This is a genomic window from Mycobacterium sp. 852014-52450_SCH5900713 (genome assembly GCF_001667075.1).
Classification (GTDB): Bacteria; Actinomycetota; Actinomycetes; order Mycobacteriales; family Mycobacteriaceae; genus Mycobacterium.
This window is the reverse complement of sequence record NZ_LZIL01000011.1, coordinates 72,096-93,888: the sequence shown is the minus strand read 5'-3', so window position 1 is coordinate 93,888 and position 21,793 is coordinate 72,096. Positions and strand designations below refer to the sequence as shown.

The 21,793-nt window shown below is 68.8% G+C and carries 20 protein-coding genes; 6 read left to right on the top strand and 14 right to left on the bottom strand.

Annotated features, from left to right (window positions below):
* Nucleotide 1: 1 nt before the first annotated feature.
* Nucleotides 2-772 carry an SDR family oxidoreductase gene (locus tag A5773_RS04215; protein ID WP_066950475.1) on the bottom strand — a complete coding sequence of 257 codons (771 nt, stop codon included), beginning with the start codon at nt 770-772 and terminating at the stop codon, nt 2-4.
* An 89-nt stretch (nt 773-861) separates the two neighbouring features.
* On the opposite strand from A5773_RS04215, the gene A5773_RS04210 reads away from it, so the two are divergent.
* The gene (locus A5773_RS04210) at nt 862-1,209 is read left to right on the top strand and encodes a PE-PGRS family protein (protein WP_066950657.1); all 348 of its coding nucleotides are present in this window, start codon (nt 862-864) and stop codon (nt 1,207-1,209) included.
* Here the strand turns inward: A5773_RS04210 and A5773_RS04205 are convergent, their stop codons facing one another.
* Nucleotides 1,210-4,449: a carboxyl transferase domain-containing protein gene (locus A5773_RS04205; protein ID WP_067789592.1), complete on the bottom strand. Its 3,240-nt coding sequence runs from the start codon at nt 4,447-4,449 to the stop codon at nt 1,210-1,212.
* Nucleotides 4,446-5,981 (bottom strand): class I adenylate-forming enzyme family protein, encoded by a 1,536-nt coding sequence (locus A5773_RS04200; protein ID WP_197507846.1) that lies wholly within the window; start codon nt 5,979-5,981, stop codon nt 4,446-4,448. The genes A5773_RS04205 and A5773_RS04200 overlap by 4 nt, the downstream gene beginning before the upstream one ends.
* A 39-nt stretch (nt 5,982-6,020) precedes the next feature.
* On the opposite strand from A5773_RS04200, the gene A5773_RS04195 reads away from it, so the two are divergent.
* The gene (locus A5773_RS04195) at nt 6,021-6,854 is read left to right on the top strand and encodes an acyl-CoA thioesterase domain-containing protein (protein WP_197507845.1); all 834 of its coding nucleotides are present in this window, start codon (nt 6,021-6,023) and stop codon (nt 6,852-6,854) included.
* Nucleotides 6,855-6,859: 5 nt separating this feature from the next.
* Here the strand turns inward: A5773_RS04195 and A5773_RS04190 are convergent, their stop codons facing one another.
* From A5773_RS04190 to dapB, 3 genes are read right to left on the bottom strand one after another with little or no spacing between them, the layout of a single operon-like run.
* A complete protein-coding gene (locus A5773_RS04190) occupies nt 6,860-7,315 on the bottom strand; it encodes a flavodoxin family protein (protein WP_066950485.1) in 456 nt (151 codons plus the stop codon).
* Nucleotides 7,312-7,767: a hypothetical protein gene (locus A5773_RS04185; RefSeq protein WP_066950487.1), complete on the bottom strand. Its 456-nt coding sequence runs from the start codon at nt 7,765-7,767 to the stop codon at nt 7,312-7,314. Before A5773_RS04185 ends, A5773_RS04190 begins: the two co-directional genes overlap by 4 nt.
* A gap of 7 nt (nt 7,768-7,774) precedes the next feature.
* Nucleotides 7,775-8,512 (bottom strand): 4-hydroxy-tetrahydrodipicolinate reductase, encoded by a 738-nt coding sequence (dapB, locus tag A5773_RS04180; RefSeq protein ID WP_067789804.1) that lies wholly within the window; start codon nt 8,510-8,512, stop codon nt 7,775-7,777.
* Between the two features lie 103 nt (nt 8,513-8,615).
* Here dapB and A5773_RS04175 point away from each other — a divergent pair, with 103 nt between their 5' ends.
* A complete protein-coding gene (locus tag A5773_RS04175) occupies nt 8,616-9,962 on the top strand; it encodes an HNH endonuclease signature motif containing protein (protein ID WP_067789587.1) in 1,347 nt (448 codons plus the stop codon).
* A gap of 1 nt (nt 9,963) precedes the next feature.
* Here A5773_RS04175 and A5773_RS04170 read toward each other — a convergent pair whose 3' ends face one another.
* Nucleotides 9,964-11,046 carry a dihydrodipicolinate reductase gene (locus A5773_RS04170; RefSeq protein ID WP_067789584.1) on the bottom strand — a complete coding sequence of 361 codons (1,083 nt, stop codon included), beginning with the start codon at nt 11,044-11,046 and terminating at the stop codon, nt 9,964-9,966.
* The gene (locus A5773_RS04165; RefSeq protein ID WP_066950495.1) at nt 11,043-12,050 is read right to left on the bottom strand and encodes a Rieske 2Fe-2S domain-containing protein; all 1,008 of its coding nucleotides are present in this window, start codon (nt 12,048-12,050) and stop codon (nt 11,043-11,045) included. Before A5773_RS04165 ends, A5773_RS04170 begins: the two co-directional genes overlap by 4 nt.
* A gap of 168 nt (nt 12,051-12,218) precedes the next feature.
* On the opposite strand from A5773_RS04165, the gene A5773_RS04160 reads away from it, so the two are divergent.
* Both A5773_RS04160 and A5773_RS04155 read left to right on the top strand, forming a co-directional pair.
* Nucleotides 12,219-12,794 carry a TetR/AcrR family transcriptional regulator gene (locus tag A5773_RS04160; protein ID WP_369817318.1) on the top strand — a complete coding sequence of 192 codons (576 nt, stop codon included), beginning with the start codon at nt 12,219-12,221 and terminating at the stop codon, nt 12,792-12,794.
* Nucleotides 12,791-13,303 (top strand): GNAT family N-acetyltransferase, encoded by a 513-nt coding sequence (locus tag A5773_RS04155; protein ID WP_067789582.1) that lies wholly within the window; start codon nt 12,791-12,793, stop codon nt 13,301-13,303. Before A5773_RS04160 ends, A5773_RS04155 begins: the two co-directional genes overlap by 4 nt.
* On the opposite strand, the gene A5773_RS04150 is transcribed toward A5773_RS04155, so the two are convergent.
* Nucleotides 13,290-14,750 carry an NAD(P)/FAD-dependent oxidoreductase gene (locus tag A5773_RS04150; RefSeq protein WP_067262383.1) on the bottom strand — a complete coding sequence of 487 codons (1,461 nt, stop codon included), beginning with the start codon at nt 14,748-14,750 and terminating at the stop codon, nt 13,290-13,292. The genes A5773_RS04155 and A5773_RS04150 overlap by 14 nt on opposite strands.
* 9 nt (nt 14,751-14,759) lie before the next feature.
* Complete coding sequence (locus tag A5773_RS04145) at nt 14,760-15,221, bottom strand: SRPBCC family protein (RefSeq protein WP_067789580.1); 462 nt, start codon at nt 15,219-15,221, stop codon at nt 14,760-14,762.
* Between the two features lie 100 nt (nt 15,222-15,321).
* Between A5773_RS04145 and ald the strand changes: the two genes are divergently transcribed.
* Entirely contained in the window at nt 15,322-16,437 is a 1,116-nt protein-coding gene (gene ald / locus A5773_RS04140) for an alanine dehydrogenase (RefSeq protein ID WP_066950505.1), read from the top strand.
* Here the strand turns inward: ald and A5773_RS04135 are convergent.
* From A5773_RS04135 to rpsO, 4 genes are all read right to left on the bottom strand, one after another.
* Nucleotides 16,434-17,459: a nitronate monooxygenase gene (locus A5773_RS04135; protein ID WP_066950508.1), complete on the bottom strand. Its 1,026-nt coding sequence runs from the start codon at nt 17,457-17,459 to the stop codon at nt 16,434-16,436. The two genes, ald and A5773_RS04135, sit on opposite strands and share 4 nt — an antisense overlap.
* A gap of 4 nt (nt 17,460-17,463) precedes the next feature.
* Nucleotides 17,464-18,846 (bottom strand): pitrilysin family protein, encoded by a 1,383-nt coding sequence (locus A5773_RS04130; RefSeq protein WP_066950674.1) that lies wholly within the window; start codon nt 18,844-18,846, stop codon nt 17,464-17,466.
* A complete protein-coding gene (locus tag A5773_RS04125; protein ID WP_197505397.1) occupies nt 18,824-21,088 on the bottom strand; it encodes a polyribonucleotide nucleotidyltransferase in 2,265 nt (754 codons plus the stop codon). The genes A5773_RS04130 and A5773_RS04125 overlap by 23 nt, the downstream gene beginning before the upstream one ends.
* A 311-nt stretch (nt 21,089-21,399) precedes the next feature.
* A complete protein-coding gene (gene rpsO, locus A5773_RS04120) occupies nt 21,400-21,669 on the bottom strand; it encodes a 30S ribosomal protein S15 (RefSeq protein ID WP_066950523.1) in 270 nt (89 codons plus the stop codon).
* Nucleotides 21,670-21,793 lie beyond the last annotated feature (124 nt).

Genomic DNA, 21,793 nt, shown 5'->3' with positions numbered 1-21,793 from the left:
GCTAGCCCTGCGGTCGAAAGCCCTGTGCCGCACCGAGCAGCAGGCCGCCGTCGATCACCATCGTCTCGCCGGTGATCCAGCTCGCCGCGTCGGAGACCAGGAAGGCCACGGCGGCGGCCACGTCGATGGGCTCACCGATGCGTCCCAGCGCGATCGACGACGCGAGCGGGTCCTCGTGGTCCTTCCACAGCGCCTCGGCCAACCGGGTCCTGACGACCCCCGGGGCGATCGCGTTGACGCGGACCCGGGGCGACAGTTCCAGCGCCAGCTGCTTGGTGACGTGGATCAGCGCCGCCTTGGTGGCGTTGTACATGCCCATGGCCGGCGATTGGTGCAGGCCGCCGATGGAGGCGGTGTTGACGATCGCGCCGCCGTGCTCGCCCATCCACGACTTGACGACGAGCGAGGTCCACAGCAGCGGGGCCCAGAGGTTGACGTCGAAGATCTTGGTGAAACGGGCGTGGTCCTGGTCGATCAGCGGGCCGTACGCCGGGTTGGTCCCGGCGTTGTTGATCAGGATGTCCACGCTGCCGAAACGCTCGCATGTGAGGTCCACGCAGCGCCGGGCGGCGTCCTCGTCGACGGCGTGCGCGCCGACGCCCAGCGCGTTGCCGTCCACCTGCGCCGCGGCCTCGTCGGCGGCCTCCTGCTTGCGGGCGGTGAGCACCACGTTGGCCCCGGCGGCCGCCAGCTGTTGGGCGATCGCGAGCCCGATCCCGCGGGATGCGCCGGTGACGATCGCGGTTCGGCCGGTCAGATCCAGTGAGGTCATCGAGCTGCGCCTTCCGTCGCGAAAGCCAACGGTTTACCGTTCGCTATATGGATGTGTTTACACGTGTGTCAGCGTGGTATGCGAACCGCATGTCCACGAAATTAACCCTCACGAAAAGACTGGTGGTGGGCGGGGCTGCGGCAGCAGCAATCGCGGTTGCGCCGATCGCCGTAACCGATTCCCTGGCTTCCGCACCTGCGCAGTCCGCGGCGCCCACGCACGTGGTGTTCAAGGACGATCCCAGCGGCGGGGGCTGTGACGCCAACGGCAACTGCGGTTCGGGCGGGCAGAACAGCGGCCCGGGCGGCGGTCCCGGCGGCCAGGGCTGCGTCCCGGGCGTCGGCTGCGGCTCCGGCGGCCAAAACGCCGGACCCGGCGGAATCCCCGGCGGCCAGGGCTGCCTGCCCGGCGTCGGCTGCGGTTCCGGCCACGCCTGATCAGCCCGAGAAACGCGGCTCCCGGAGCCTGGCGATCCAGGCCCGGGTCTCCGCGGGGTCGATGACGTCGTCAAGTTCGAAGGTGGTGGCCGCGCGTAGCGCCTTGCCGTGCTCGTAGGCCGCCGCCACCAGCTTGTCGAACAACGCCTGGCGCCTGATGGGGTCACCCTCGGCCGCCAGCTCCTTGCTGAACCCGAGGCGCACGGCGCCCTCGAGCCCCATCCCGCCGATCTCCCCGGTCGGCCAGGCGATGGTGAACTGCGGGGCGCGGAAGGAACCGCCGGCCATCGCCATCGCCCCGAGCCCGTATCCCTTGCGCAAAATGATCATTCCGACGGGCACCGTCAAGCGCGCACCCAGAACGAACATCCGTCCGAACCGCCGGACCGCCGCGTCCTTCTCCGCCTCGGGGCCGACCATGAAGCCCGGGGTGTCACAGAGCGAAACCACCGGCAGCCCAAACGATTCACACAGGGCGAGGAAATCGCCGGCTTTGTCGGCCGCCTCCGCGTCGATGGCGCCGCCGAGGTGATGCGTGCTGTTGGCGATCAGCCCGTAGGCCGCGCCTTCGACCCGGACCAGGGCGGTGACGATGCCGACGCCGTAGTCAGGGCGCAGTTCCAGCACGGAGCCGGTGTCGACGATCGCCTCGATGGCCCGGTGCACGTCATAGGCGCGTAACCGATTCTGCGGCACCACATGCCGGGCCAGCCGCGGATCGGGCGCCGCCCAATCATCCACGTTGCCCTGGAAATACGACAGGTACTGCTTGGCCATCGAGACCGCGTGCGCCTCGTCGCGGGCGACCAGGCTGACCACGCCGTTGCGCCGCTGCACGCCGATCGGCCCGATCGCCTCCGGCGGGTAAACCCCCAGCCCGCCGCCCTCGATCATGGCCGGTCCGCCCATCCCGATGTTGGCGTCCGGGGTCGCGATGATCACGTCGCACACCCCGGCCAGCGCGGCGTTTCCCGCGAAGCACCGGCCCGAGACGATCGATACCAGCGGCACCCGGCCGCTCAGCGCGGCCAGCATCCGGAAGGTCGGCACGTCCAGACCGGCGGCGCCGCCGACGTCGGTGTCCCCCGGCCGCCCGCCGCCGCCCTCGGCGAACAGCACCACCGGCAGCCGTTTGCGGGCGGCCAGGTCGAACACGCGGTCGGTCTTGGCGTGGTTGCGCATGCCTTGCGTGCCCGCCAGCACGGTGTAGTCGTAGGAGACCACGACGGCCTCGGCCGCCGCTCGCCCGAAACGGTCCGCGCCGATGGTGGCTAGGCCGGCGACCAGGCCGTCGGCCGGGGTGTTGACGATGAGGTCGTCTTCCGAACGCCGGCTGCGCTGCGCCGCGATGGCCAGCGCGCCGTATTCGACGAAGCTGCCGGGGTCGACCAGATCGGCGATGTTCTCCCGCGCGGTGCGACGGCCTTGCTTGTGCCGCTTGGCGACCGCGGCCTCGCGGCCCTCGTCGAGGGTGAACAGATGCCGCCTGCGCACCTCGTCGAGGTCGGCGCGCGGCCGATCGAGATCCGTTGCGGCCGTGGATGAGTCGTCCCTTGCGTCGGCAGCGGTGCGGGCGAACACCAGCAACGGGTCACCGGTTCCGACGACCTGCCCGGGCGTCACCAGATTGCGGACCGTCCGCAGCGCGTCCGGAGCGACGAGCACATGCTGCATCTTCATCGCTTCGAGGACGACGAGCTGGCTACCCGCCGGGTGTTCGGCGCCTTCGGGCACCACCTCGACCACCGTGCCGGCCAGCTGGGCACGCAGCACGTCCTCGCCGGGATAGAGCTCGACCGAAACCGCACGGACGTCGTGCTGGTGCGACGCGGCCGCCGCCGCCAGCTCGGGCAACCTCTCGTCGACGAAACCGGTGCTCACGCAACCGGATTGAACGGCGGGGTCATCCAACAGCGCGTGGAGGAACTCGATGTTGGTGCGGACCCCCTCGATGCCGAACTCGGCGAGCGCGGTCCGGGCCTTCCGCAACGCCGTCTGCGGCGACGACCCGTGCACATGGGCGACCACCTTCGCCAGCAGTGAATCGTATTGTGGGGTGACGACCAGGCCGGTCCTGCCGTAGGTGTCGACGCGGATCCCCGGCCCGCTCGGCGGCGAGAACGCGGTGAGCGTGCCGGCCGCGGGCACAACGGAGAGGTCGGGGGCGAAAGTCTCCATGTTGACCCGGGCCTGGATGGCGATGCCGCGATGCGCCGCGGGCTCCCCGATGATTTCGTTGCCGTCGGAGGCGATCCCGGCCGGCAGCCCGAGCTGAAAGTAGGAGGCACCCCCGGCGATGGCCAACTGGATGGCCACCAGGTCGAATCCGGTCGTCTCCTCGGTGACCGTGTGCTCCACCTGGATTCTCGGGTTCACTTCGAGGAAGACGAATTCCTCACCGGCGACCAGGAATTCGACGGTGGCCAGCCCCCGCAGCCCGACCCGCGCGCACAGCACGACCGCGGCCTGATGCAAGCCGCGCCGCAATGCATCGGAAAGCCCTTGGGCGGGAGCCATTTCGACGAGCTTCTGGTAACGCCGCTGGATGCTGCAGTCGCGGTCGCCGAGCGCGAGCGCGCGGGTTTGGTGCCCGGCCGGCGCGGCGACGACCTGGACCTCGATGTGCCGCGCGCCGTCGAGCAGCGCCTCGGCGAATAGCGCCGGGTCGCCGAAGCCCAGTTGCGCCTCCGCGGCGCACTGTTGGTAGGCGCTGCCGATCTGGTCGGCGCTGCGCACGGTGCGCATTCCCCGCCCACCCCCGCCGGCGAGCGCCTTGATCATGATGGCGCCGCCCTGGGCCTCGAAGAACGCTTCGATCTCGGCAACGCTGCTCGGCCCGTCGGTCGCGGACAATACCGGCACCCCGGCGGCGATGGCGGCGCCGCGGGCGGCGGACTTGTTGCCCACCAGTTCGAGGGCGTCGGCGTCAGGTCCCACGAACGCGTAGCCGGCGCCGGCGCAGGTGCGGGCGAATTCGGGGTTCTCACTGAGGAACCCGTAACCGGGGTGGATCAGCTCCGCGCCGGAACTCTTGGCCGCGGCCAGCATGGCGGGCTGGTCCAAGTAGGCCCGCGGACCGGTGCCGGGGAGGCCGATCGCTTCGTCGGCGGCATGCACGTGCGGGCTTTCGGCATCGTCTTCGGCGTAGACCGCGACCGCTCGCATGCCCAATTCGACTGCCGTGCGGATGATTCGAAGCGCGATCTCGCCGCGGTTGGCGACCAGCAGGGTCGCGCTCATCGCAGCGGCTCTCCCCACTGCACCTGCTCACGCAGCTTGCCCTTGAGCAGCTTGCCGCCGGCGTTGCGCGGCAGCGCGCCGTCGACCACCGTGACGTATTGCGGCACCTTGAAGTCGGCGAGTTGCTCGCGGCAGTGGTCGAGCACCGCCGGCACGTCGATCCCGTCCGCACCGCCGACCAACACCGCCCCCACCTTCTCGCCCATGACGTCGTCGGGAACCGCCAGCACGCACGCGTCCTGCACCTGGGGTGCCGCCAGCAGCACGGCCTCCACCTCGACGCTGGAGACGTTCTCACCGCCGCGGTTGATGATGTCCTTGAGCCGGTCGACGATGTACACCCGGCCCGCCTCGTCGACCCGCACGACGTCGCCGGTGTGCAGCCAGCCGTCCACGATGGTGGCCGCGGTCGCTTCCGGCCTGTTCCAGTACCCGGCGGTCACGTTGGCCCCGCGCACCACCAACTCACCGACGCCCGGGTCGTCGCCGCCGAACGGAATAAGGCCGAGGTCTACGGACGGGACCGCGTAGCCGACCGAGTCGGCGTGCTCGACGGCATCCCGGCTGGGCAGCACCGTCATCAGCGACGCGGTCTCGGTCATGCCGTAGCCGTTGAAGACCGTGGCTTGCGGGAAGGCGTCCTGGACCGCCCGCACCAACGACGGGGCGATCGGGGCGCCGCCGTAACCCACCCAGCGGACGCTGGAAACGTCGGCGTCGGCAAAGGCGTTCTGCCGCAGCATCAATGCGTAGACCGCCGGAACGGTGACCATGACGGAGATGCGCTCGGCGCCCAGGGTGGCGATCAGGGCGTCCAGGTTGAGGGCGGGCATGATCACCGAGGCCCCGCCCAGTCGGGCCGCAACCAAAAGCTGTGTGTTGCAACCGGTCACGTGGAACAGCGGCACCGAGATGAGCGTGCGCATCGCTTCGCCCAGGTCTCGGGGCTGGTCGAGACAGCGGATCCCGTTCTCGGTGTTGGTCAGGAAGGCCTGGTGAGTGGTCGGCACTCCCTTGGGGTGGCCGGTGGTGCCCGAGGTGTAGAACAGCGCGGCGACGTCGGCGGCGCCGAGTCGCTCGGTCACGTAGGGCTGGCCGTCGGGCAGCGGGGTGTCCGCCGCGAGGTCCACCGTCGCCCCGCTGTCGGAGAGGACGAACTCGACTTCCGGTTGCGCCGAGCGCGTATTGACCGCCACCGCAACGCCACCCGCCATCATGGTGCCCCAGAACGCCAGCACCCAGTCGATGCCGGCCGGGTAACGCACCGCGACACGGTCACCCGGTCGCAGCCCGGCGGCGCGCAGCCCTCCGGCGACGCGCGCGGCGCGGTCCCAGAGCTGGCGATAGGTCAACCGACCGGCACCGAGTTCGACCAGCGCCTCGCTGTCCGGGCGCCGGTCGACCTGTTCGGCGAGCATGTCCAGCAGCGTGGCGGGTAAATCGTCGTAATGCGGGACGCCGTCGGCGTCGCGGGACACACCGGTCGTGGGGAACGGGTTATGGTCGCGCGGAATTTCGATCACTGGAGGCATGCCCGGTCCTTACTATCGGCGTGTCCTATCGTGATAGCGGTGACGATCGACGATCCCGCCATCATGCCCGAGGCGTTCTTCACTGTCGACGGTGACTGCTATGTGCCCGGCCGGTTGACGGGAGGGCCGTGGGGTGCGGCGATGGGCGGCCAGATCGTCGGTGGCCTGCTCGGTTGGGGCATAGAGCAATCCGGCATCGAAGCCGACTTCCAGCCGGCCCGCCTCACGGTCGACCTGTTGCGTCCGGCGTTGCCCGAGCCGGTGCAGATTCGGACCTCGGTACAGCAGGAAGGCCGGCGGATCAAGCTCGTCGACGGGGTGCTGGTGCAGAACGGCAACACCGTCGCGCGGGCCAGCGCGCTGTTCCTGCGCCGAGGGGATCATCCCGACGGGACGGTGTGGTCCGCGCCCCTTCAAATGCCGCCGCTTCCGGCCGATTCCGAGGGCTTCGGAACCGACATGCCGTTCCTGATCTGGGGCTACGGGGCCACCGCCGCGGGCACCCCGGGCATCGCGGCCGGCGAGTGGGAACAGTCCCATTCCCAGAAGTTCGCCTGGACGCGGATCTTTCGCTCGATGGTGCACGGCCACCCGCTGACCCCGTTCACCCGCCTGGCCTTCGTCGGCGACATCACGAGTTCGCTGACCCATTGGGGCACCGGCGGATTGCGCTACATCAACGCCGACTACACGGTCACCGCGAGCCGCCTGCCCGATGGTGAATACCTGGGCCTGGCGGCGCAGAGCCACTACGGGACGGCCGGTGTCGCGACCGGCGCGGCCACCCTGTTCGACCGGCACGGGCCGATCGGCACGACCTCGGCGCTGGCCCTGGCCCAGCCGGCCGAGGCGTTCAAGCCGGCTTTCGCCTAGACGGCTCATTCCATCAACTGGGCAGCGACCGTAGCCCCGAGTTCCCAGCACGCCTGTAGGTCGCTCTTGTCCGGCTTGCCCGAAACCAGCACGGTCTCTGCGGCTTTCGTCCAACCGAGCCCGGTGGTGATCGACATGACGCCGCGTTCGGCGCCCTCGGTGCCCTCGTTGCCGTGCAGGTACAAGCCGAACGGGCGCCCGCGCGTCGAGTCGAGCAGCTGGTAGTAGGCGCAGTCGAAGGCGTGCTTGAGCGCCCCGCTCATGTAGCCCAGGTTCGCCGGGCTGCCCAACACATAGCCGTCGGCCTCGAGCATCTCGGCCGGCGAGACGGTCAGCGCCGGGCGCCGGACGACCTCGACGCCCTCGATCTCGGGGTCGGTGGCACCCGAGACGACCGCCTCGAACATCTCGTGGCAATGCGGGGACGGCGTGTGGTGGACGATCAGCAGCGTCTTGGTCATTGGCGGCCCTGCAATTCCAGCGCCGTCTTCATGGCCTCCCGCGCCCGCCTGCGGTCCCCCGCGTAGTCGTAGGCGCGGGCCAGCCGGTACCAGCGCCGCCAGTCGTCGGGGTGGTCCTCGACTTCGGTGCGCACCGAGGCGAACAGTGCGTCGGCGGCCTCGCGCTCGATGCGGCCCGACGCCCGTCGCGGCAGCGCGGCGGTGTCGAGCTCCATGCCGTCGGCCGCGATCAGGTGGGCCAGCTTCTGGTGGGCGAACCCGGACCGCAGGGTCGCCACCATGGCCCACAGTCCGATCAGGGGCATGATCAGCACCGCCAGGCCCAGGCCCACGGCGGCCGCCCGGCCCGAGGCGATCATCGCGACGGCCAGCCGCCCCAGCAGCACGAAGTAAACCAGCATCGCCACGCAGAGGAACGCGATGAGGAACTGGGTGCGCAGGGCGGTGTTCATCGCAGGTTCACTGCAGGTCGAGCAGGGGCTCGAGGCCCACGGTGAGGCCGGGCCGTTCCCGGACGCGCCGCACCGCCAACAGCACGCCGGGCACGAACGAGGTGCGGTCCAGGCTGTCGTGGCGGATGGTGAGCGTCTCCCCCTCGGTGCCGAACAAGATCTCCTGGTGGGCGACCAGCCCGGCCAGCCGCACCGAGTGCACCGGGATGCCGTCGACGTCGGCGCCGCGGGCGCCGGGCAGGCAGGTGCTGGTGGCATCGGGGTTGGGCGGCAAGCCCTTTCGCGCTTCGGCGATCAGCTTGGCGGTGCGCGCTGCCGTACCCGACGGGGCGTCGGCCTTGTGCGGGTGGTGCAGTTCGATCACCTCGACCGACTCGAAGAAGCGCGCCGCCTGCATGGCGAAGTGCATCGACAACACCGCGCCGATCGCGAAGTTGGGGGCGATGAGGACGCTCGTGTTGGGTTCGTCGGCCAACCACGACTGCACTTGGTCGAGGCGCTCCTGCGTGAAGCCCGTGGTGCCGACGACGGCGTGAATCCCGTTGCCGATCAGGAACTCTAGGTTGCCCATCACCACGTCCGGGTGGGTGAAATCGATGACCACCTCGGTGCCGGAGTCGGTGAACATGCTCAGCGAATCGCCGGCGTCCACCTCCGCGGACAGGGTCAAGTCCTCGGCGGCCTGCACGCCCGCCACCATCGCCGAACCGACTTTGCCCTTAGCTCCCAAGACGCCTACCCGCATGAGCTTCACCCTAGACCGGGCCGCTTCATCCACAGTTGGGTGTTTCTCCACGGCAGCCCGCAGTTTCGTGGCCGCAGGCTCCGGAGCCGAATAGTATTCGAACATGCATTCGATTCCTCTTCCGGCCGACGTGAGCGCCGCGCTCGATGCGCTGGATGCGGCCGTCGCGAGGATCGGCAACCTGGACTTCGCTGGGTTGAGCCCCGCCGTCCGGCTGCGGGTGCTGGAAGCCATGGAGAACTCCCACCGGCGCCAGATCGCGGTCGGCACCGACGTGATCGCCGGCTTGGTGAACGAGGATCCCGGTGACGTCGGCGGTCCGGTTCATGAGGTGGTCGCCGACTGGCTACGGATCAGCTATGCCGACGCGTGCCGTCGGGTTCGAGACGCCAGGCAACTCTCGCCGCGCCTGACCCTCACCGGCCAGGAGCTGCCGCCGGAGCTGCCGGCCACCGCAGCGGCGTGGCGGAGCGGCCTTCTCGATGGGCAGCACCTGCGGGTGATTCAGGCGTTCGTGCGCGACCTGCCGGCCGCCGCGCCCGCCGAGGCGGTGGATGCGGCCGAACGTTTCCTGGCGTCGCAGGCGGCGCAACTGCGCCCCGACCAGCTGCAAAAGGTCGCGCACCAGTGCGCCCTGTGGATCAACCCCGACGGGAAATTCTCCGACACCGACCGCGCCCGGCAGCGCGGCTTCAGCTGGGGCGCGCAACGGCTCGACGGGATGAGCGTCGGCAAGCTGGTCGCTTCCCCGGAGTTGCGCGCCAACCTCGACGCCTGGCTGGCGCGTTTCGCGGCCCCCGGCATGTGCAACCCGGACGACGAAACTCCCTGTGTCGAGGGGGAGCCCAGCGAGCAGCGCGCGAACGGTGACGCGCGGAGCCACGCGCAGCGCCAGCATGACGCGATCAACGCGCTGGTGCGCGGCCAGTTGGGCGACCCACGGTTAGGGGCGCACAACGGTCTACCGGTAACCGTCATCGTCTCGACCACGCTGCAGGAGCTGAACTCGGTGACGGGCCGGGCAGTGACCGGCGGCGGTACGGTGCTGCCGATGCGCGACGTGATCCGGATGGCAAGCCATGCCTACCACTATCTGGCCGTGTTCGACGAACACTCCGGCCGCCCACTGTATCTCGGGCGGACGCGGCGAATCGCCACACCGGATCAGCGCGTGGTGCTGTATGCGAAGGACCGCGGCTGCACGCACCCAGGCTGCGACGCGCCGGGCTACTGGTGCGAGGTTCACCATCTCGACGACTGGTCCACCGGCGGTGTGACCGATGCCGACAAGCTCACCTTCGCCTGCACTCCACACCACAAGCTGATCGAAAAGGGCTGGCGCACAAGGAAGCTGCCCAACGGGCGTACCGAATGGATACCACCGCCGCACAACGACCGCGGGCAGCGCACCAACGACAATCACCACCCCGAGCGCCTCGCGGATCCGTGACCTAAATCGCGAACCGCCCGGCGAATCCGCGCAGCGGCAGGTCGGCGCTGGTGATGAGCCCCGGCGGCGCCGCCACTACCGACTTGATCGAGGCCAGCGCGGGCATGCCGGTGACGGTCATCCCGATGGAGGCGAAGTTGTCGGGGTTCGACCGGTCCACCCCGGACTTGGGGAAGATCATGTGCTTGTTGTAGATGCACGGGTCGCCCTTGATCTGGGTGATGTAGCAGCCCTTGATGTTCCAGCTCGGATCCGTGTGCGGCGTCATCTGCCACTCCAGGTGCGTCTCGACGCGGGGAATCCCGTCCACCATGCCCTGGTACCTGATGTAGTTGCCGCCCAGGGAGCCCTTGGGCAGGGTGTACCAGCCCAGGTCGACGTCCTTGGTGCAGGCGCCCAGCTCGTAGCTGAACTTCACCTCGTCGAGGGTCAGGTCGAAGCAGTCGGCCATCATCAGCACGCTGTCGGCGAAGACTCGGGTGTACTTCTCCAGCTTGGACGGGATCTCCGGATCGTCCACCGGCTGGCCGTAGCCCACCTCGATCCAGGTGTCCTTGGAGTGGTGGCACGACACATCCACGGACTCGATGGTGGTGACGTTCTCGATATCGGCGACGTCGGCCGAACACACCACGCCCAGTATCTGGTTCAGGCCCGGGTTCATCCCGGTCCCGTAGAACGTCGCGCCGCCCTTTTCGCAGGCCTCCGCGAGCAGCCGGCTCACCGGCTTGCCCGACGGGTGCGGATGGTTCTTGTCGCGGTGCCAGCCGGTGATCCAGTCGGCGGTGGTGACGATATTGATGCCGGCCTCAAGCACCTGTAAGTAGAGGTCCTCGTCGGGAAACACACCGTGGAAGGTGAGCACGTCCGGTTTGGCGGCGATGATCTCCTCGATCGAACCGGTGGCCTTCACCCCGTTGGGCGCCACACCGGCGAGCTCGCCGGCATCGCGCCCGACCTTCTCCGGCGAATAGCAGTGCACGCCAACGAGTTCGAGGTCGGGCTGGGTGGCGATCCGCTTGATCATCTCCGAGCCGACATTCCCGGTGGCCACTTGGAAGACGCGGATCGGTGCTGTACTCATTCCGTTGAGCCTTTCTGCGTTGCGAATGCCTCGGGGTAGAACTGCCTGGCCCACTTGCGGATTGCGGTGAAGCCCTCGTACTCGTCGGTGGCCAGCGCCGGGGGGTCGGAGTAGCGCTGGTGCTGCCAGATCTCGATGTCCTGCTCGAACTGCCGGATCACTTCACGGCCGAACTCGATCGCCTTGAGCTCGGCGCGGGCCGGATCTTTGCCCGGGGTGCGGCCGATGTAGACCATGAAGCGGACATCGGAGGTGAACTCGTCGACCGGGGTGACCGCGGAGATGGTGCGGTTGTCGATCATCCCCCAGCTCTTGGTCACCGCGATGCCCAGCCCGCCGTTGATGGCCTCGACGCCGCTGTTGACGTCCTCGATCTTCTGCCCGTCGTCACCTTCGAAGGTGATGGTGAAGTCGACGAACGACACCGGCTCGGCGAAGTCGTGGCGGGTGAACACCGGCACGATCGGCGTGTTGTGCACGAACTTGAAATGTGCGAAGTCGACACCGTTTTCGAGCACGTACTGGGGATGGAGCTCCAGGGCCGGCCGGTACAACCGCCGCTGGGGGTAGTAGTCGTCCGGGTTGCTGCCGTCGCTGAACGCGCCGAACACGTCCGGCGCATCGAAGTACGGCTCGCGGCGCTCGACGTCGTGCCAGATGTAGACCGACTCGTTGCGTTCCACCACGGGGTAGGTGCGAATACGCCGACCGCGGTTGGGGCGATCCTGGTACGGAATGCGGACGTTGCGGCCCTCCTGGCTCCACTGCCACCCGTGGAACGGGCACTGCAGCACCTCGCCGACGACCGTGCCGCCGTAACCGAGATGCGCGCCGAGGTGTTCGCAGTAGGCGTTCATCACGGTGAGCTGCCCGGATTCGGCCCGCCACGCGACCATCTCCTGGCCGAAGTACTTCATCTTGTGCACGTCGCCCATACCGATCTCGTCGGACCAGGCGACCTGGAACCAGCCGGTTGGTTCCATCGACAACGGCGGCTTAGCCATGGGGGATCCCTCCTTGAGAACGAATGATAGGCCGCGCCCCCACGAAATCAAAGTACCCTCTATGAAACTACGGTGGTGCGATACGCTCGGCAGATGACGCGGCAGGTGAGCGGGGCCGGAACCGCGAACCGGCGCCCCAACCGGCGTGGCAACGCCACGCGCGAGAGCATGCTCGAAGCCGCACTCAAGTCGTTGGCCTCCGGCGACCCGGGCTCGGTGTCGGCCAATCGCATCGCCAAGGAGATCGGCGCGACCTGGGGCGCCGTGCAGTACCAGTTCGGCGACACCGACGGGTTCTGGGCGGCGGTACTGCACCGCACCGCCGAGCGTCGCGCCGCAACCTTCTCGACCCTGTCAACGCCGATCTCACCGGACGCGCCCCTGCGCGAGCGGGTCGGCGCCATCATCGACACCCTCTACACGGGGTTGGCGTCGCCGGATTCCCGCGCGATCGAGAACCTCCGTGCGGCGCTCCCCCGCGACCCCGACGAGCTCGAGCGGCTCTTCCCGCGCACCGCCGCCGAGTTGTTCTCCTGGGGCAAGAGCTGGCTGGAGACCTGCCAGAATGCCTTCGCCGGTCTCGACGTCGACCCGGACCGGGTGCGCGAGGTGGCCGCCCTGATCCCCGGCGCGATGCGCGGGCTGGTGTCCGAGCGCCAACTCGGCTCGTACGCCGACCTGGACATGGCGCGGCGGGGCCTGACCAGCGCGCTGGCCGCCTATCTGGAGCAATCCCGCCGGTGACGGTGGGCGACATCACGATCCGCCAAGCCGGACCGGCCGATCTCGCGAACGTCGCCGAGATGCACTATCCGGTCTGGCGGCAGTCCTGGGCCGGCATCCTGCCGGACGCCACCCTCGACGTCCTCGGATCGCCGCGGCGCTGGGCGGTGCTGGCGTACCCGCGAATCCTGCAGCGCCGCAACTGGAGCATGTGGGTCGCCGAATCAGGTTCGGCGACAATCGGAATGACCATCTTCGGACCGGACCCTGCCAATCCCGAGCAGGTCGAACTCAACTCGCTGTACATCGCGGCGGAATGCCAACGGCGCGGTGTCGGCGAGCGCCTGCTCGCCACCGCTCTGGCCGAAAGCCCGTCGGTTGACGTCGTCCTGTGGTGCGCGGAGCGCAACACCCAAGCGCGAACCTTTTACGAGAAGAACGACTTTCACGCCGACGGACGCACAATGGACTGGGAGCCTTTGCCCGGCATCAAGGTCGCCCATCTGGGCTACCGGCTCAGCCGGCGGTGACGTGACGGCGCAAGTCGTACTGTTCGAGATCGGTGTTCGCCAGCATGGCGCGGTGTGCGCCCGGCGTGAAGGGCCACACCTCGGGCACCCCGTCCTTGTTCAGATACCAACTCTGGCAACCGGTGGTCCACACGGTGTTCGGCATCGCGGCGCGCAGCTTGGCGTTGAAGTTGTCGGTCGCCGGCCCGGTCGGCTCGACGGTGTCGAATTCGCCGCGCCGCCAGCGCTGAATCCACCGCAGGATGTGGTCGGCCTGCGATTCGGCGACGGTGGTGAGCGCGAGGTTGCCGACCGGGCTGTGCGGACCCAGCATCATGAAGAAGTTGGGGAAGCCCGGCAGCGCCACGGTCTGGTAGGCCCGCGGGCCGTCACGCCACACGTCGTCGGCGGCGATGCCGTCTCGGCCGATCAGCCGCATCGGCCGGAAGAACGCGTGGGTGTCGAATCCGGTGGCGAGCACGATGATGTCCGCCTCGTGCAGGACGCCGTCGCCGGTCACGATGCCGCGCGGTTCCACGTGATCGATAGCGGCGGTGACCAGTTCGACGTCGTCGCGCTGGATGGCGCGGTAGAAGCCATTGGACATCACCAGCCGTTTGCACATCGGCGTGTAGTCGGGGGTCAGGGCGCGGCGCAGCTCGGGGTCGCGGACCTCGCGCAGGCTGGCGCGGCACAGCGCCCCCATGATCTTTCGGCGCAGGCCCGGCTTGGTGAGACCGGCGGCGAACAGGTCGAAGCCGAAGCTGTAGCAGCGGTAGGCCATCCGGTCGAGCCAGCCGAACCTGTTGTGGGTGATGTTGGTGAGCCGGCTGTACCGGGGGTTGGGCAGCCGAAGCACCCACTGCGGGGTGCGCTGGAACAGCATGACCCGGCCCGCCACGCCGGTCAGGCCGCAGACGAGCTGCACGCCCGTCGACCCGTTGCCGATGATCGCGATCCGGCGACCGCGCAACTCGACGGAATGATCCCACCGCGCCGAGTGAAAAGCCCGCCCGCCGAAGTCCTGTAGGCCGGGGATCGAGGGTAGGCGGGGGTGATGGAGCACGCCGGTGGCGCAGATCAGGAAGTCGACGCTCGATTCCTCCCCGGCGTCCGTGCGCAGCCGCCAGCGGCCGCCCTCGAAGCGCGCATTGGAGATCTCGGTGCCGAACCGGATGCGGTCGCGCAACCCGAAGCGGTCGGCGACGTCGCGGAAATAGGCCTGGATTTCGCGGCCGGGCGAGAACAGGTGCGACCAGTTGGGATTTCGGGCGAACGTGTACTGGTAGACCCGCGAAGGGATGTCACACACCAGACCCGGGTAGGTGTTCTCGCGCCAGGTCCCGCCGACCTCGTCGGCTTTCTCATAAATGATGACATTCGTTATCCCGCTGCGCAGCAACGCGATTGCGATGCACATGCCCGACATGCCCGCTCCGACGACGGCTACGGCGGGATCGCGTCGCATCGTCGCCGGCTACTCGGACTCGGCGCGCTGCTTGAGGCGCTGCAAGGTGAGCCGGATGTGTTCGGTGTTGGCGGCCACGCGATCTGGCACACCGGTGGCCTCGCCGGCGATCTTGCGAAACCAGCCGGGCCGGCGATCCCAGGTGCTTTCGGTGACCCGGCAACCACCATCGGCCGCGACGATGTCGTATTGCCAGCGCGCGATCGGAAGCACGGAGTGCCGCACATCGAACGCGAAGAGGCGGCCCGGTTCCGCGTCGGTGACCGTGCACTTTGTGCTCCAGCGCCGTTTGCTGCTTTCGTTGTGCCCGGTGAAGACCGCGCCGGGACGCGCCGCATCGCCCTTGCACCACTCCATCGCCACCGCCTCCTCTGCGAACGAGGCCAGCGTGGGCAGGTCGGTGATGAGCCGGTACACCACGTCCGGGCGGGCGTCGACCTGCACGGTATCCGACACGCAGGGGTCAGTCATGGGCCGATCATAGCCAGCGCTCGCGCGGTTTCACCTCGATTGCGGCCCATCCGAACTTTCTCCACACTGAAGGGCGAACCTTTTAAAGCAAGGGGCAACCATGCGAGTCGGCGTACCGACCGAGACCAAGGCCAACGAGTTCAGGGTGGCAATCACGCCCGCGGGCGTCGCCGAACTGACCCGCCGCGGCCACGAGGTGCTCGTCCAGGCCGGCGCCGGGGAGGGGTCGTCGATTCCCGACGAGGAGTTCAAGGCGGCGGGGGCCCAACTGGCCGATTCGGCCGAACAGGTGTGGGCCGACGCCGCCCTGCTGCTCAAGGTGAAGGAGCCGATTCCGGCCGAATACGGCCTGTTGCGGCAGCATCAGGTGCTGTTCACCTATCTGCACTTGGCCGCCTCCCGCTCCTGCACCGATGCGTTATTGGCTTCCCGCACAACGTCAATCGCCTATGAAACTGTGCAGGCCGCCGACGGCAGCCTTCCGTTGTTGGCCCCGATGAGCGAGGTCGCCGGTCGGCTCTCGGCGCAGGTCGGCTCCTATCACCTGATGCGGTCCCACGGCGGGCGCGGTGTGCTGATGGGTGGGGTCCCGGGCGTCAAACCCGCCGACGTCGTGGTGATCGGTGCCGGCACGGCCGGTTACAACGCCGCCCGGGTCGCCAACGGCATGGGCGCGAGCGTGACGGTGCTCGACCTCAACATCGGCAAGCTCCGACTGCTTGACGCGGAGTTCGGTGGACAGGTCCGCACGCGTTACTCGTCGACGTACGAGCTGGAGGGCACGATCACGCGGGCCGACCTGCTGATCGGGGCGGTCCTGCTGCCGGGCGCCAAGGCCCCGGAACTGGTTTCGAATTCGCTTGTCGCGCAGATGAAGCCGGGTGCAGTGCTGGTGGACATCTCCATTGACCAGGGCGGATGCTTCGCGGATTCCCGGCCGACCACGCACGACGACCCGACGTTCGCCGTTCACGACACGCAGTTCTACTGCGTGGCGAACATGCCCAGCGCGGTGCCCAAGACGTCCACCGTGGCGCTGACCAACGCGACGATGCCGTACGTGCTCGAACTGGCCGACCGCGGTTGGCAGGCGGCGTGTCGGTCGGATCCCGCTCTGGCGAAGGGACTTTCGACGCACAACGGCGGGCTGCTGTCCGAACGGGTGGCCACCGACTTGGGGCTGCCGTTCACCGATCCGGCGAGCGTCCTGGCCTAGTCGGCTTCCACCAGGCCAGCGATGATGTCGGCCGCCGGCCCCGGCTGGGCCTCCTTGAACGACGTTCCGGCCCAAAGCGGTATCCCGTTCGGGTCCTCCATGGCGGCCGCCGCCTCGCGGATCGGGGAGGTCATCTGGTTGACCTCCGGGTAGCCCAGCGGCGCGACGTTGTCGAGCAGGCGGGTGAAGTTGTTCTCCAGGCCGCGCGCGTACCGGCCCGAGAAGGCGCGGGTGACAACGGTGGTGCCGAAGACCGGATTCTTCAGGGCGGTGCGGTGCGCGGTGCTGGTGCCCGCTTCGTCGCTGAGCAGCAGCGCGGTGCCGATCTGGGCGGCCACCGCGCCGCGGTGCAACACGGCGGCGACGTCCCGAGCGGTGCCCAGTCCGCCCGCGGCGACGACGGGCACCTCATGCGCGTGCCGGATGCGATCGATCAGGTGGTGCAGCGATTCGTTACCGGGCTCCATGTCGGGCGCGAAGGTGCCCCGGTGCCCGCCCGCGTCGGGCCCCTGCACGATGAGACTGTCCGCGCCCGCGGCGACGGCAATCCCGGCCTCGTACGCCGACGTCACCGTGACCATCACCAGCAGGCCCAGCGCCCCCAGCCGCCGGATGACGTCGGGCGGCGGGACTCCGAAGGTGAACGACACGAGCTCGGGCCGCACGTCGGCGACCACTTCGAGCTTGCGCTCCCAGTCGTCGTCGTCACCGTAATGCGGGTGGCCGACCTCGACCTGGTAGTAGTCGGCGATCTCCTCGAGTTCTTCGGCGTAGTAGTCCAGCGCCATCCAGTCGGCGACGCTGGGTTGCGGAACGAACAGGTTGACGCCCAGCGGCCCGGTGGTGGCCTTGCGCGCGGCCGCGATGTCCTCGGCGAAGCGCTCCGCACTCCGGTGGCCGCCGGGGACGAAGCCGAGCCCACCCGCGTTGGACACCGCCGCGGCCAGCTCGGGCGTGCCCGGTCCGCCGGCCATCGGCGCACCCACGATGGGCACCATGATGTCCCAAAAGCCCAGTACCACGGGGCTAATTTACCATCGCCCGAAGTTGTTGGGGCAGTGACCGTTTGGAGGCATACGGACCCAGGACGGCGGCCCCGTAGGGCTGGCTCAGCAGCCGGTGGGCAACCGCGTTGACCTCCTCGACGCTCACTTGGTCGATCTTGCGCAGGGTGTGCTCGATGCTGCGGTGGTGGCCATAGTTCAGCTCGTTGCGGCCCAGCCGGCTCATCCGGGAGCTGGAATCCTCCAGGCCGAGGACGAGGCCGCCGCGCAACGACCCCTTGGCGATGCGGCACTCGGCCTCGGTGATGCCGTCGTGGGCCACCGACTCGAGGACCTCGTTGGTCACCTGCATCACCTCGGCGAACCGCTCGGGCTGGCAGGCGGCATAGACGGACAGCGCGCCGCTGTCGGCAAAGATGTCCACCGTCGAGTAGACCGAGTAGGCCAGCCCGCGCAACTCGCGAACCTCTTGAAACAGGCGGGAACTCAGCCCCCCACCAAGCGCGGTATGCAGCACCGACAGCGCCCAGCGATGGGGCCAGCTACGTCCCGGGGTGCGTACGCCCAGCGAGACGTGGGTCTGCTCGGCGTCCCGATTGCCCAGCATCAAGCCGGGCCGGCCGGTCACCCGTCCGGCGCCCTTGCGCGGGGCGATGGGCCGGCGCCCGCGCACCAGGTGCGGCCCGAAGTGCTCACGCACCAGCGCCACCACCTCGTCGTGGTCGACATTGCCGGCCACGGCGACCACCATGCGTTCCGGGGTGTAGCGCCGGACATGAAAGGAGTGCAGCTGGGTCCGGGTCATCGACGACACCGACTGCGCGGTGCCGATCACCGGCCGGCCGACCGGGTGGTCACCGAACATCGCGCCCAGGAACATGTCCCCCAGCGCGTCCTCGGGATCGTCGTCGCGCATCGCGATCTCTTCGAGCACCACGTCGCGTTCCAGCTCGACGTCTTCGGTCGCGCAGCGGCCGTTGAGCACCACATCGGCCACCAGGTCGACGGCCAGCTCCAGGTCGCTGTCCAGCACGTGCGCGTAGTAGCAGGTGTGCTCCTTGGCGGTGAATGCGTTCAGCTCCCCGCCGACCGCGTCCATCGCCTGCGCGATGTCCACGGCGCTCCGGGTGGGGGTCGACTTGAACAACAGATGCTCGAGGAAGTGCGCCGCCCCCGCCACGGTGGCGCCCTCGTCGCGCGATCCGACGCCGACCCAGACCCCGACCGAAGCCGAACGCACCGACGGCAGGTACTCGGTGACTACCCGCAGACCGCCCGGAAGCGTGCTGCGGCGCAGTGCGGATTGGCGGTCCGGCTCCGCCTCGGCGATCTGCTTACCCCGGCGCAGGGCGCCCGCACGAGTCGGGCGCGGCCGGGGTAGGTCAGTTGCTGGCGGTCGCGGCATCGGCAGGCGCGGCCACCGGAGCATCGGCTGGGGCAGCGCTGTCCTCCTCGACCAAGACGAGGGAGATCTTGCCGCGCTTGTCGATGTCGGCGATCTCGACCCGCAGCTTGTCGCCGACGTTCACCACGTCCTCGACCTTGGCGATGCGCTTGCCCCGGCCCAGCTTGGAGATGTGGACCAGACCGTCGCGTCCCGGCAGCAGCGACACGAACGCGCCGAAATCGGTTGTCTTGACCACGGTTCCGAGGAACCGCTCGCCCACGGTCGGCAGCTGCGGGTTGGCGATGGCGTTGATCCGGTCGATCGCGGCCTGCGCCGAGGGCCCGTCGGTGGCGCCGACGAACACCGTGCCGTCGTCCTCGATGGAGATCTGCGCGCCGGTCTCCTCGGTGATGGCGTTGATGACCTTGCCCTTGGGCCCGATGACCTCGCCGATCTTGTCCACCGGGACCTTGATGGTGGTGACCCGCGGCGCGTAGGGGCTCATCTCGTCGGGCGCGTCGATGGCCTCGGCCATGACCTCGAGGATGGTCAGCCGGGCGTCCTTGGCCTGGGCGAGAGCCCCCGCGAGCACCTGCGACGGGATGCCGTCGAGCTTGGTGTCCAGCTGCAGCGCGGTGACGATGTCCTTGGTGCCGGCGCACTTGAAGTCCATGTCGCCGAACGCGTCCTCGGCGCCCAGGATGTCGGTCAGGGTCACGAATCGGCGCTCGGTCTTGCCGTCGACCTCGACGTCGTCGGAGACCAGGCCCATCGCGATGCCCGCGACCGGAGCCTTGAGCGGCACGCCGGCGTTCAGCAACGACAGCGTGGACGCACACACCGATCCCATCGAGGTCGAGCCGTTGGAGCTCAGCGCCTCGGAGACCTGACGGATCGCGTACGGGAATTCCTCGACACTGGGCAGCACCGGCATCAAGGCCCGCTCGGCGAGCGCGCCGTGCCCGATCTCACGCCGCTTGGGCGAACCGACCCGGCCGGTCTCTCCGGTGGAGAACGGCGGGAAGTTGTAGTGATGCATGTAGCGCTTGGAGGTTTCCGGTCCCAGCGAGTCGATCTGCTGGGCCATCTTGACCATGTCCAGCGTGGTCACACCCAGGATCTGGGTTTCGCCGCGCTCGAACAGCGCACTGCCGTGCGCCCGCGGCACCACGGCGACCTCGGCCGACAGCGCGCGGATGTCGGTGATGCCCCGGCCGTCGATGCGGAAGTGGTCGGTCAGGATGCGCTGCCGGACCAGCTTCTTGGTCAGCGAGCGGAACGCGGCGCCGACCTCCTTCTCCCGGCCCTCGTACGTCCCCGAGTCCCCCGTGAGCCGCGTCAGCACCTCGGCCTTCAGCTCGTCGGTGCGCTGGTCGCGCTCGGCCTTGCCGCCGATGGTCAGCGCCTTGGCCAGCTCGTCGGTCGCCACCGAGGCGACCGAGTAGTAGACGTCCTCGCCGTACTCGGGGAAGACCGGGTACTCGGCGGTCGGCTTGGCCGCCGCTCCGGCCAGCTCCTCCTGCGCGGTGCACAGCACGGCGATGAACGGCTTGGCCGCCTCCAGGCCTTCGGCCACCACGGTTTCCGTCGGCGCCTGGGCGCCGCCCTCGACGAGCTCGATGACCTTCTCGGTGGCCTCGGCCTCGACCATCATGATGGCGACGTCACCGTCGACCTTGCGGCCCGCCACCACCATGTCGAACACCGCCCGCTCGAGCTGCTCGACGGTGGGGAAGGCGACCCAGGTGCCGTCGATCAGGGCGACGCGCACACCGCCGACCGGACCGGAGAACGGCAGGCCGGAGATCTGGGTGGAGGCCGAGGCGGCGTTGATCGCCACCACGTCGTACAGATCGTTGGGGTCCAGGCTCATGATCGTCACGACGACCTGGATCTCGTTGCGCAGTCCGGAGACGAACGACGGGCGCAGCGGCCGGTCGATGAGGCGGCAGGTCAGGATCGCGTCGGTGGAGGGCCGACCCTCGCGGCGGAAGAACGAGCCGGGGATCCGCCCGGCGGCATACATCCGCTCCTCGACGTCGATGGTCAGCGGGAAGAAGTCGAAGTGCTCCTTCGGGCTCTTGCTGGCGGTGGTCGCCGACAACAGCATGTTCTCGTCGTCGAGGTAGGCGACGACGGCGCCGGCGGCCTGCTGGGCCAGCCGGCCGGTCTCAAAACGGATGGTGCGGGTGCCGAAGCTCCCGTTGTCGATAACGGCGGTCGACTCGAACACGCCTTCTTCAATTTCAGCGACAGACATAGGTGTCCGTACGGCCTCTCTGGGTATTTAGCTATTTCGCGTCGTCACGCGCGAGTAACCCGAGAGCTTCCTACGAGAGGAAAAGTCTGAATACGGCTACGGCCATCGATCGAAGCGGCCGACCTGCCCCAGATCCAGAGAAGCCCGGCAGCCACTACCGAAGACCGCCCGATACAGACTGGGCTGCTCCCGTCATGACGCGCTGGAACGGCGCACGCGGATCTGCGTGGCCGCACCGTTCGCTCGGGCCGAACCCGGCCCAGAACGCTCCCACTCTACACGGGCGGACTTGGCCCGAAAGCAGGCCCGGGTCAGCGGCGCAGACCGAGGCGCTCGACCAGCGAGCGGTACCGCGCGACGTCGATCTGGGCGACGTACTTGAGCAGCCTGCGACGCCGCCCGACCAGCAGGAGCAGGCCTCGCCGGGAGTGGTGATCGTGCTTGTGGACCTTCAGGTGCTCGGTCAGGTCGGCGATCCGCTTGGTCAGCAGCGCGACCTGCGCCTCGGGGGAACCCGTGTCGGTGTCATGCAGGCCGTAGGTGCCCAGGATTTCTTTTTTCTGCTCGGCGGTCAGCGCCACGAAACATCTCCATCAATCGGTACCGCGAAAAATCTCGTACGTGGCCGCCGCGGACTGCAGCACACGCCGTGGGGGGCGAGTCTATCAGCGGCTGCGATGTCCGCCGAAATCGCAGGCCAGCAGT